12 protein-coding genes are annotated in these 10,962 nt (G+C 60.0%); 9 read left to right on the top strand and 3 right to left on the bottom strand.

The window, feature by feature from the left end; genetic code table 11:
* The 3 genes from NW845_RS07785 to NW845_RS07775 form a co-directional block, all read left to right on the top strand.
* Nucleotides 1–1,105 (top strand): glycoside hydrolase family 3 N-terminal domain-containing protein (locus NW845_RS07785; RefSeq protein ID WP_414377967.1); only part of this gene is annotated, 1,105 nt, incomplete at its 5' end.
* Nucleotides 1,106–1,384: 279 nt separating this feature from the next.
* Nucleotides 1,385–1,702, top strand: a complete 318-nt coding sequence (locus NW845_RS07780) for a c-type cytochrome (RefSeq protein ID WP_414364028.1) — start codon at nucleotides 1,385–1,387, stop codon at nucleotides 1,700–1,702.
* 9 nt (nucleotides 1,703–1,711) lie between these two features.
* The gene (locus tag NW845_RS07775; RefSeq protein ID WP_414364029.1) at nucleotides 1,712–2,389 is read left to right on the top strand and encodes a diacylglycerol/polyprenol kinase family protein; all 678 of its coding nucleotides are present in this window, start codon (nucleotides 1,712–1,714) and stop codon (nucleotides 2,387–2,389) included.
* Nucleotides 2,390–2,430: 41 nt separating this feature from the next.
* Here the strand turns inward: NW845_RS07775 and NW845_RS07770 are convergent, their stop codons facing one another.
* A complete protein-coding gene (locus NW845_RS07770) occupies nucleotides 2,431–2,790 on the bottom strand; it encodes a hypothetical protein (RefSeq protein WP_414364030.1) in 360 nt (119 codons plus the stop codon).
* 329 nt (nucleotides 2,791–3,119) lie between these two features.
* The gene (locus tag NW845_RS07765) at nucleotides 3,120–3,380 is read right to left on the bottom strand and encodes a helix-turn-helix domain-containing protein (protein WP_041438621.1); all 261 of its coding nucleotides are present in this window, start codon (nucleotides 3,378–3,380) and stop codon (nucleotides 3,120–3,122) included.
* A 363-nt stretch (nucleotides 3,381–3,743) separates the two neighbouring features.
* Between NW845_RS07765 and NW845_RS07760 the strand changes: the two genes are divergently transcribed.
* Both NW845_RS07760 and NW845_RS07755 read left to right on the top strand, forming a co-directional pair.
* The gene (locus NW845_RS07760; RefSeq protein ID WP_414364031.1) at nucleotides 3,744–4,856 is read left to right on the top strand and encodes an RpoD/SigA family RNA polymerase sigma factor; all 1,113 of its coding nucleotides are present in this window, start codon (nucleotides 3,744–3,746) and stop codon (nucleotides 4,854–4,856) included.
* Nucleotides 4,857–4,974: 118 nt separating this feature from the next.
* Entirely contained in the window at nucleotides 4,975–5,652 is a 678-nt protein-coding gene (locus NW845_RS07755) for a Mo-dependent nitrogenase C-terminal domain-containing protein (RefSeq protein ID WP_414377966.1), read from the top strand.
* 117 nt (nucleotides 5,653–5,769) lie between these two features.
* On the opposite strand, the gene NW845_RS07750 is transcribed toward NW845_RS07755, so the two are convergent.
* Nucleotides 5,770–7,197, bottom strand: a complete 1,428-nt coding sequence (locus NW845_RS07750) for a folate/biopterin family MFS transporter (RefSeq protein ID WP_414377964.1) — start codon at nucleotides 7,195–7,197, stop codon at nucleotides 5,770–5,772.
* 282 nt (nucleotides 7,198–7,479) lie between these two features.
* Here NW845_RS07750 and rph point away from each other — a divergent pair, with 282 nt between their 5' ends.
* The 4 genes from rph to NW845_RS07730 all read left to right on the top strand — a co-directional run bounded on the left by rph (nucleotide 7,480) and on the right by NW845_RS07730 (nucleotide 10,951).
* Entirely contained in the window at nucleotides 7,480–8,208 is a 729-nt protein-coding gene (gene rph, locus NW845_RS07745) for a ribonuclease PH (protein ID WP_414377961.1), read from the top strand.
* A 248-nt stretch (nucleotides 8,209–8,456) separates the two neighbouring features.
* The gene (locus NW845_RS07740; protein WP_414372129.1) at nucleotides 8,457–9,692 is read left to right on the top strand and encodes a response regulator; all 1,236 of its coding nucleotides are present in this window, start codon (nucleotides 8,457–8,459) and stop codon (nucleotides 9,690–9,692) included.
* Nucleotides 9,693–9,717: 25 nt separating this feature from the next.
* The gene (locus tag NW845_RS07735; RefSeq protein WP_414364035.1) at nucleotides 9,718–10,353 is read left to right on the top strand and encodes a riboflavin synthase; all 636 of its coding nucleotides are present in this window, start codon (nucleotides 9,718–9,720) and stop codon (nucleotides 10,351–10,353) included.
* A gap of 25 nt (nucleotides 10,354–10,378) precedes the next feature.
* Nucleotides 10,379–10,951: a shikimate kinase gene (locus tag NW845_RS07730; protein WP_414377958.1), complete on the top strand. Its 573-nt coding sequence runs from the start codon at nucleotides 10,379–10,381 to the stop codon at nucleotides 10,949–10,951.
* The last annotated feature ends 11 nt before the right edge of the window (nucleotides 10,952–10,962 follow it).

Below are 10,962 nucleotides of genomic sequence, written 5' to 3'. Positions count from 1 at the left end.
AGTGGTGCTGCCAGAGTGGGATGAGCGCTGGCCAATCTCTTTTTTGCCGGGGCGGCTAACGCAACTGCTGCGCCAAGAATGGGGGTTCAGTGGGCTGATTGTGGTCGAGGGCCTCGATCAGGGCTTCTTGGCCGAGCTGGCTGTTCGCGTCAGTGAGACGGAGCCCTCTCCCTGCCCACTAGCAGTGCGGGCCCTCCAGGCCGGCGCTGACCTCCTTTTGGCCCCTCCCGATCCTTTGGCGGCTGTGGCGACCATTGTGGAAGCCGTGCAGCAGGGATCCCTAGATGCCCAGGCCATTGCCCAATCGGTGACGCGGGTGCTGCGGGCCAAACAGCGGCTTTTTCCCTCCACCTCCGCCCTGCTCAAGCAAGTGTGGCCGGCCCTGGCGGAAACAGATTTCAGCCTGGTACCCGGCTGGATGGGGGCTAAGGATCCCACTGACCCGGCCCTCAACCGCGGCTTTTCCGACGAGCAACTAAAGCCCCTACTCCTGGGGGATCCCCTGGCCAGGGACTCGCCTTTGGCCAAGCTGTTCGGCACACGTCCGCATCTGCCCAGAGTCGCCCAGTTGGGATCCCTTCTAGCCGAGAGCGACATTGCCCCCTGTCAGGCGGCCATGGCCCGCGGTGGAGTGACAGGCGGCCAACCCCTGCCTTTGCCCTTGCCGCCCGGCAGTTGGAACTGGATCTGGCAGGATCTCTCCCTGGGTCCTGAAGCAGTGCTTTTAGCCGAATCTCCTGCCCTGAGCATTCCCGCCAGCTTGGGTCTTCCTCCTCTGCTTAGCCATTCCCTTACCCCCTTGAGCTTGCTGGAGGCAGCTCTAAACAACAGCAGCGGCCAGTGGATTTTCCAAGCCTTTGTTCGCGATCCTCTGCCCAACTATGTGGTGGATTGGCTAGGGCGGCGGCGGGAGCAGGTAGCAGCCGTTGTTATTTATGGAAACCTGCAGGTTGGCTATCGCCTCCGCAGTTACTTGCAAGGGGCCAACGTCATCCACAGCCTCAACACCGATCCCTGGGCCCAGGCAGAAGCCATGCAGCGCCTGTTTCCCCACCGGCTCATCCTAGAGAAACCTAAACCTCAGACAGCTTCAGCAAATAATTAAGAAAAAGTAAATACCGTTACAGATTGTTGGCAGAAAGAGGCCCCTGAGCTATCGTATTGATGGAAATGTAAACTATTGAAACGGTTTCTCTCAGGGTTGTCTGTGCCTTCCTTCCTCTCAGACATCGCTGGATCGGACAGTTCTCGCCCCTCTGGTGACGGTGAGTGTGGGTTTGAGCGAACCTCGCTTCGCTCTCCCTCCCCGCAGCGTCCACAACCGTTCCTCCACGCTTTGCAAGCGCTGCTGGCAGGGCGCTGGGCGACAAAGCTTGGATTGGGCTTGGCTGTTGTGGGTCTGACAATCCTCACCTGGATTTGGCTGGCTGCAGGAGCTGGGCTGGATCCTTACACTGAAGCCGTCCTCAGCCTAGAGGGTCAGCCCAGCCATGGTGCTTCGTTGTTTGCCCTCAACTGTGCTGCCTGTCATGGAGAAGAAGCCGATGGCCGAGTGGGCCCCAGCCTGCGGGGAGTTAGCAGCCGCCGCTCTGACCGGTTTATCATTCATCAGGTAACCAGTGGCAAAACTCCGCCCATGCCCCAGTTTCAGCCGGATCCCCAGGAGATGGCAGATTTGCTCAGCTACTTGAAAACCCTCTGAGGCCAGCTCATGGGTCTGACCCAGCAGCTTGCTTACTACACTCTCTGGCTGGCCTCTGTATTTGCCTTGGCGGAATGGCTGCGCTCCCGACAGGTGGATGGGGAATGGGTGCGCAAAGTCATCCATATCGGTGTGGGCAACATCATTCTGCTGGCCTGGGCTTTGCAGGTGCCCCGCTGGCTCGGGGTGGGATTTTCCTTGGTGTTTGCTGGCTTGGCGCTGCTCTCCTACCGGGTGGCTATTTTGCCTAGCTTGAATGGGGTCGGGCGGCGTAGCTTCGGCACTTTTTTCTATGCTGTCAGCATTGGCCTGTTGCTGTATTGGTTTTGGCTGCCGCAGCGACAGGTATTTGCGGTGATCGGCATTTTGGTGATGACCTGGGCCGACGCGCTAGCGGGCTTGGTGGGCAAAACTTGGGGCAAGCACCCCTATCAACTGGGATCCATTCAAAAAAGTTGGGAGGGATCCCTGACCATGTGGGCAGTGAGCAGCTTGGTGATTGCGGCGCTACTGCTGGGGTACTTCGGCTTTTCTCCCTCCTTGCTCGCCATCAGCCTTTTGGCGGGAGGCATAGCCATGGGCCTAGAGGTCTTCTCTTGGTGGGGGCTGGATAACCTGACCGTGCCTTTGGGCAGCGCCGGGCTCTGCTTTGTCCTGCTGCAGCTTCTGGACGAACTATACCTGTAGCAATTGCTACCCCTGCGACGGGTCTGGCGCGGAAACGGCCTCTAGACCTTGCGGCGTTCTTGTTCTCGCTCTTCTTGTTGCTGCCACTGCCTGATCAGCTCTTTCGCTGCCTGGGGAGTAAAGTAGTCCAGCGCCATCAGCTTGCGGTAGGTGAGGAGCTGCCGCATCTCCAGGGGCATGTCTGCCTTCCGGTAAAAGTAGTGGATGCGGCTGATGTTTTGCTCCATCTCGGCGAACTCCCGCTCCCGCTGCACTTGCTTTTCCCGCTTGAGCACCTCGTGGGGAGCAGACATGCGATTCGGGATCCGCTGCGCGCTGGTGGCTTTGCTAGGGAGAACCCGATGGGCTCCGCTTTGCCGACTGCTGGCGCCGTTGAAACGGTCGAAAAAGAAAGAGAGCATCCCTCAACCTCACACAAGCAGAGAGAAGGAGGTTGTCTTACACCAAATTAACAATATCAAGTTTAGATGAAGCTGTGAAGCCGCCCGTGATCTGGATCCCTTTTGGGAGAACCTGCACCTTCTCCAGGGCGAGGACTGGACTTCCCCTGGGTCACAGGAGAGCTGAGGCAGAGACAGGGCTTGGCCTGGACAGGCGGACTTATAGCTATGCTTCAGTATTTACATGGATACTTGGACGAGGACAGGGGCAAAGCGCAAAAAGGCTTGCGTGCTTTCACGCATAATGACAGGGATCTTGAATAACGGTACATGGTGCTTCCCCGGAGGCGCTACAGGTGAGATTCGTCGCCGCTCAGCAGCCAGGTAACCGAGACCCCCAGCGCCTTGGCAAAAGCCACCAGCTCTTTGTCGATGACGCGTCGTTTGCCCTTTTCCACCTGGCCGATCTTGACGTAGTCCAACTGCACACCGTATTTGGCCAGACGACCCGCCAGTTGATCTTGGGTCAGTTGCAGCTTCTCCCTTACCCAGCGCACCCGCTCTCCGATCAAGTTGGCCGATGGAGGGTGCTGGTTGAGGTTAGACTCCATAGGAGCAAGAGATTGTGAATATTCTTGTCCAGGCTGAGGAACCCGATGGCTCCCCCGGCGGCCCATGGTAGCCTATGCTGGCAAGGCTACCCCTTGCCTTCTTTACTACTTTATAGAACCTGTTATAGAACCTGTGGGATCCTGCTCGGCAGCAGGCAAGCTAGCTGTCCCCTGGATATCTTACACAAGGTCTAGATCGAAAATCGCTTATGGATGTTTTCGCGCAGGATGCTCTGCTGGCGAGAACTTGGCAGATGGGATCCCTACCACTCCCGCACCCAGCCGGAAAAATTTCCGGGCAAAAAAGAGGGCCATGATCGATTTTCGCTCTCGGCAGGAGGAGAAACTTTTCTAGACTAGGAGGTGACGTTTTCTCCTCACTGGGCCGTGGTTTTCTCTCGTCCTCATCCTGAAGAAGACATTGCCTCATCCCGTCAGGAGCTCGACGATCTGTGGCTTGATGCTGAGTCTGCCTCTCAGGATCCAGCTACAGAGGCCGACCTAGAGCCGAGCGCCAGCGGGTTGCGGCTGAATGAAGACGCCGTCGATCACTACTTGAATACAATTGGTCGGGTGCCCCGCATCGATCACGCGGAGGAGATCGAGCTGTCGCGCAAAATTCAGCAGAAGCTGCTCATCGATCAGGCCCGCAGGGAATGGCGGCAACAGCGGGGGCAGGATCCCAGCGATGAGGAACTGGCGGCAGCCCTGCAGATCCCTGTGGCTACCCTGCGCTCCCGCATCCGCCAGGGGGAGCAGGCTCAGCGTAAGCTGATCAACGCCAACCTGCGCCTGGTGGTCAGTGTGGCCAAGAAGTACCTCAACCGGGGGGTGCCCTTTTTGGACTTGATCCAAGAGGGCAACATGGGTCTCATTCGGGCCACTGAGAAATTCAATGCCGAGCGAGGTTTTCGCTTCAGCACCTATGCCCACTGGTGGATTCGCCAGGGCATTACCCGCTGCATTGCCAACCAAGCCCGGACGATTCGCCTGCCGGTGCATATGGTGGACAAAGTGCGTCTGCTCAAGCGCACCAACCGCGAGCTGATGAAAGCCCGAGGGCGACGGCCCACAGAAGCTGAGCTGGCCGAGGCGCTGGGTATCAAGGTTAAAAAGTTGCGCATGATCCAGCAGGCTGCTGCTTTGCCCCTGTCGCTGGATGTGCCAGTCGGCCAGGAGGGGGAAAGCCGCCTTGGCGATTTGCTGCCAGATGAGCGGCAGGAGCAACCCTTCGAAGGGATCCTGGTGCAATCCCTGCGGCAAGATGTGCGTTCTGCCATGCAAGCCCTAAAGCCAATTGAGAGGAAGGTGTTGGAACTGCGCTATGGGCTGGATGGGCAAAAGGCGAGAACCCTGCGAGAAGTGGGGGATCACTTTAACTTGACGCGGGAGCGGATTCGCCAGATTGAGCGGGATGCTCTGCGCAAGCTGCGTCTAGGCCATCCTTCGCGGGCTTTGGCCCAGTACATTCGCTAGCTTTTGCCGCAGCCTCCCAGGGTTTGGTCGGGGATCCCCGCGCGAGGCGGGTTTTCAGCCCTCGGGATCCGCCTTGCAGCCCCCTAAAATGGTGGTAAGCCAGATCGGGGGGATCCCTATGTCTACCGGTGCCATGCCTGCTTCTGCCAGGGAGTGCTCGCCGCAACAGGCGCAGCTTTGGTTACGAGGGCTGCTCAGCATTGCTTGGGCCGATGGAGAATATAGCCCCGAAGAGCAGCGACTTATCGAAGATCTCATCCGCTCCGACTGGCCAGAAGACCAGGGGAAAGATCTCGCTCCCCTCTCTCCTGAGGAGCTGGCGGCCCAGCTACAGCCGGAGTTGCGGCAAGATTTCCTGCGCACGGCGGTGATGACAGCCGTTGCCGACGGGGTATATTCCGAGCCAGAAGACCGCCTGTTGCACCAGTTGGTCGCTGCCTTTGGACTGGAGCTTCCCCAGCTCCACCTGCTCCGGGCCACGCTGGTCAATAAGGGCGCCACCTCGCCATTGCCGGCAGAGGCTCAGGCCGAGAGCGGCTATACCGACCTTCTGGCTCCCTTGCGCAAGTGGCTGGACGGCATCCAAGTCCGCGACGCGAAGGTAGCCCGCTTCTTGTGCCGTATGATCCCCGGCCAGTGCCCCTTTGAGCGGGAGGTGGTGCTGTTTGGCCGCAAGGTGATACACATCCCCCCCCTGTGCAAGCTCAACCCCCTCTACGACCAGGTGGTGGCCTTGCGCTGCCGCGCCCTCTCCTTCCTGGCAGAGGCCGGGGAAGACATCAGCCAGTACACCTGATGGCTCGCACTTAAGCATGCCGAAGGCTGCCTCCATCCCTAGCTCCCCTCTCCCTCTAGGAGAAGGGCTGGGGGTGAGGGGTGCTTTTAGGAATGCGTCTGATTGGCAGCCAGCCCCTTAGGAATAGGTTATGTCCGTCTCTCCCAAAGGGATTGCCTCCATCCCTGCCTCGTCCTCTTCCGCGCGCACCTCCCGTAAAAAGGCTTCGAGAGAAGCGTGGGCCTCCGCCTCCAGATCTGCTCCCGCAAGGGTTGTGCCCCCCTCCGGCAGCCAGCCCAAAAGCGGCAGCGGCAAGAGGGTGGACAGGTTGGTTAGCAGCAGCAGCAGCCCCAGATGGCTGAAATCGCTCTCGGTTACCCCCAGCGCGTGCATGAGCAGGGATCCCAACTCTTGAGAGAGAAACCCCGCCAGGTTAAAAGCCGACATCAGCAAGGCGAAGAGGGTAGCTTCGATCCCTGGCGGGCAGAGGCGGGCAGCCAAGACCAGCACGGGCATAAAGGCAATCTGCCCTGCCACCGTCAGCACCAAGCTATCCCCCAGACTAAACCAGTGATCGTCGATGCCCCAAGCCCGATTGAGGTGATAGACCAAGATGAGGCTGGTTAGGCCCAGCCCGGCCGAAAGAACCGTCATCCAGCCAAATAGAGGCCGCAGCGGGATCCGCCGCAGATACACCTGAAAGATTGCCACCCCCACCAAGCTGGCGATGCTGGTAACCAACCGCACCTGTCCCAAAAACTCCGGCCCAAAGCCGAGATCGGTGGTTACAAAGTAAAATAGGGCTACATCGGCGCTGGGGGTTGCCTGCCAGAGAAAGACAAACAACACCGGCAAGAGAATGCTGGGTTGCCGCAGCGCCCGCCACACCTGTCCCACCTGCTGCCGCAAGGGATCCCAGCCAAAGGAGCAGGCCACCGGCTGATCCACAATTACCCAAGCCGCCAGGGCAATCAGCAGCGGCAACAAGGCCGTCAGCCCGAACACCACCTGCGGCGGGTAGTGGGCCAGGAGCGCCCCCCCGGTATAGGCAGTGAGCAGGGATCCGAAAGCCGTCGCCCCCCAAGACAAAGACTGCAGCGTGCCTGTCCGCGCCCAGTCGCTGCCGTGAACCCGCTCCACCACCAGCGAATCCACGATCACATCCCCCACCGCCACCGCCAGGGATCCCAAAACCATCCACAGCATCGCCCACTCAGCCGTTGGCGCCCACAGGGCCATCCCCAGCCAAGCCCCACATCCCAGCAGCCCAGAGAGCAAGAGGTAGGAACGGCGGCGGTAGCCTGCCAGCGGCAGCATATCCGACAGGAGCCCATAGAGCGGCTTGAGGGTCCAGGGGATCACGGCAAAGCCCATCAACGCCGCCACCTGCGCTGGGCCGAGGCCCAGGCTATCCTTCAAGTAAAAACTGGTAGCCAGCCGCGCCAGCCCCACCGCCCCTTGCACAAAGTACACCAGCAGGATCCCGAACAGTTCCGGCGTCCAGTGGATGTCCTGCAGGGGCTCCAGAGTGGATCGGCGCAGCTGTTGCAGCAGGGGGTGGAGCATGGGCAATCTTGTCCTTGTCGCTTCCTGTCTCTGCCGTTGTCCCGCAGGACTGCTCTTGCAGCATGGTCTTGCCGCAACAATAGCAACAGCAGGAGGTGAGAGTTAAGAACTTCTTTACACTGTAACCTGCTCAACTGGAACCTGCCCAATCGGCCCACGGCTGCGATCCTCCAGACCCCCGCCTGTCAAGGCGCCGGCGGCACTTCTGTAGAGATTCCAAGCCGTGAGCTGCCTCTGGTAGACATGACTGACAATGCGAGGGATCCTTATTTTGAACTGCTCATGAGCTGGCAACGCCCCGATGGTCGCACGGCTGCCCAATTGCGCCCGATTTCCTTTCAGCGTCACTTCACCCGCTACGCTCCGGGCTCAGTGCTGGTGAAGTTTGGCGATACCCATGTCCTCTGCACCGCCAGTGTGGCCGAAGAGGTTCCCCCCTTTTTGCAGAACACCGGCCAAGGCTGGCTGACGGCGGAGTACCGCATGCTGCCCACCGCCACCCAACAGCGCCAGCCGCGAGAGACGCTAAAAGTCTCAGGCCGCACCGCCGAGATCCAACGGCTTATCGGGCGTAGCCTGCGCGCCGCCTTGGATTTCCACAGGCTGGGATCCCGCACCATCACCGTCGATGCAGACGTCCTGCAAGCCGATGGCAGCACGCGCACCGCCGCGATCACCGGTGGCTATGTGGCCCTGCACGACGCCATCACTTGGCTTTACAAACAGGGGCTGCTGGATCCGGCGCAGGGATCCCCCTTGCGGCAGCAGGTGGCGGCCCTTTCGGTGGGGATCGTGCGAGGCGAGGTGCTGGTGGATTTGTGCTACGAGGAGGACAGCCAAGCAGAAGTGGACATGACCATTGTCATGAACGAGCAGGGAGCCTTGATCGAGATTCAGGGCACCGCCGAAGCCGGCTGCTTCAACCGCTCGCAACTGTTGCAGATGTTGGATATGGCCCAGGCCGGCATCCAGGAATTGCTCCAGGCCCAGCGAGAGACTCTAAACTCGTAGCCGACGGGCCTTGTTGCAGCTGGGAGCCCAGCCTGAGCCTTGAAGCGGTTCCGGTCGGGTGGCTGCTGGCCTCGAGAGAAGAAAAGGGTTCCCAGAGTTCTGCTTATTCTGCTTGTGTTTCTCTTTGGTGAAGAAACCATAATGAGATGAAGCAGCCCTGAATCACGGCTTCCTCTGCAAGCTTGGGTGTGTGGCCGAGGTGAATTCATACTCATTTGGCCTCGAGAGGTGGGCCCGGAGGACAGCACATGTCCCATTTTGTGTTTGCATCGGCGGAACTGGCGCCCCTGCTCAGGCAGCAAGCGCGACGGTTTACCACCGGCTATCTGCACCTCCACCTCAAAGGGGGAGATCCCGCCGAGGGCACGGAGCCTTGGGTGCTGACCTACTACTACGGCAGGCTGCTCTTTTCCGCCGATCAACCCCTCAACCCCCAGATCCTGCTAAAGCGCCTATCCCGCTTTATTCCCCGCCTCAACTTGGAATGGTCACAGCGGGCTATCCGAGTGCTACAGGAGCGGCTGATAAAAGACAACTCCCTGCCGGAACTGCTAGAGGCCATCGCCCAGTTGGGCCTGATCAAGCCAGGTGAGCTGGAAGACGCCCTCTGGCTTAACCTGCTCACCGATTTCGATCGCTATCTCTTTGAGCGGGCAGGCACCTGTTCCTTTGAAGTGGAGGGACGGGTTGCCCAAGAAGCCCCCATTGGCGGGTTTGAGTTGGAACCGCTGCTGCAAGAAGCGGCTCGCCGCCACGACCGCTGGGCGGAGTTGAAGGCGGTGATCCCCACGCTGCTGGCGGTGCCAGTGGTCAACTGGGATCGGGTCAACCGCTATCGCCTCACCGACGAACAGCGGCAAAAGCTGCACGCCCTCACCAAGGATGGCCAGTCACTGGAGGCCATTGCCAAGAAGCTGTGTCGGGATCGGCTGGAGGTGGCCAGCCTCTTCGCTGCCTGGGCCAAAAAAGGTCTGGTGAGCCTGCAAACGCCCCCAGAACTGTTGCAGGCCAAGCGCCACGCTTCCACAACCCTCTTGGCGGTGGACGACAGTGTCGTGATGCAAGAAATCCTGCGGCAGTCCCTCTCCAAATATCACGTGATTACAACGGGCAACCCTGCCGAGGTGCTCCCCCTCTTGTTTCAGCACCGGCCTCACCTGCTACTAATGGACATCGCCATGCCCGGGATCGACGGCCTAGAACTCTGCCGCGTTGTGCGCAGCCTGGAAGAGTTCAAGTCCCTTCCTATCCTGATGGTTACCTCGCGGGATAGTTTGCTGGATCGCATCCGCGGCAAGTGGTCGGGAGCAACCGGCTACCTGACCAAGCCTTTTAGCGAAAGCCAGCTCAATGCCGAGGTGGAGCGACTCTTGGCCCAGCAGCAAGATCACCCCTCCCCCCGCTCTCCCCGAGGAGCCAAAACCAATCCGCCCAGCCCAGGGCTGGGATACCTTTTCCCCTTTGGGGATCAGGCCAAGGCCTAGAAGGAGAGCCAAGGAGGCCAAAGCCATGTTTACAGGTCTGGTGCGCAGTTTGGGTACAGCTCAGTTGATCTCCTCTTCACAGGTACGGGTTACCTGCCCAGAGCTACAGCCGCAGTTGGCCTATGGCGATAGTGTGGCGGTGGATGGCCTCTGCCTGACGGTAGTGGAGATCCTGCCCGATGGCTTTTTGGCCGATGTCTCGCCGGAAACGCTGCGCCGCTCGGTTTGGGGCCAGGGATCCGGCCCGCGCACCGTTAACCTCGAGCCGTCCCTACGGGTGGGGGACAAGTTAGGGGGGCATTTCGTCAGCGGCCATATCGATGGGGTGGGACAACTGTGGGATCAAGCTGCCACTGGCAACGCCTGGGAGCTGAGCTTCAAGGTGCCGGCGGAGATCGGTCGCTACATCGTGCCCAAAGGCAGCGTGGCAGTGAACGGGGTGAGCCTGACTATCGCCGAGGTGCGGCAGGGAGGCTGCTGGTTCAAAGTGGCGGTAATCCCGCAGACCTACCGCGAGACCAACCTCTCCTTGCTGCAGGTGGGGGATCCGGTGAACGTGGAGGCGGACATACTGGGCAAGTATGTGGAAAAATTATTGGGGCTGGCTCCGCCGGAGAGCAACGTCTCCCTGGAGTTTCTAGCCGAGCATGGCTATGTTTAGATCCTGCTAGCCTCTCTCCCACCTCATGATCCGCCCAGAAGAAGTCAAGCGCCTTCGCGGCGCCAATGTCTACTTAGTTGGGATGATGGCCAGCGGCAAGTCCACACTGGGAGCTGAGCTGGCAGCCCAACTGCGCTGCCCATTTTTTGACACTGACGTGCTGGTGGAGCAGGTGGCAGGTTGTTCCATCACCCAGATCTTTGCCGAGCAGGGGGAGACCCACTTCCGGGAGCTGGAAACCCAGGTGTTGGCCCAGTTGAGCAGCTACACCCGCCTGGTAGTTGCCACGGGGGGCGGCATCGTGTTGAGGCCCAAGAATTGGAGCTATTTGAACAACGGCCTCACCGTGTGGCTGGATGCGGCCCCTGAGCTCATTTGGCAACGGCTGAGCCGGGATCCCGGCCAACGGCCCCTGTTGCAAACCCGCGATCCCCAGGCCGCTTTGCAAAGGCTAATGCAGGAGCGAGAACCTTTCTACGCCCAGGCCGATGTGCGGGTGCCCATCCGGTCAGAAACCAGCCCGTCCCAGTTAGCCGAACAGGTTTGGCAGGCCATTTGCGCCCGCTTGCGAGCCCAGCCGCCTTGCAACAACCCATGAAGCCAATAAAG

Source organism: Synechococcus sp. H60.2 (assembly GCF_047462315.1).
In the GTDB taxonomy this organism is placed as follows: domain Bacteria; phylum Cyanobacteriota; class Cyanobacteriia; order Thermostichales; family Thermostichaceae; genus Thermostichus.
Note: the sequence above shows the minus strand (reverse complement) of the source record. Positions and strands in the feature narration are given on the sequence as shown.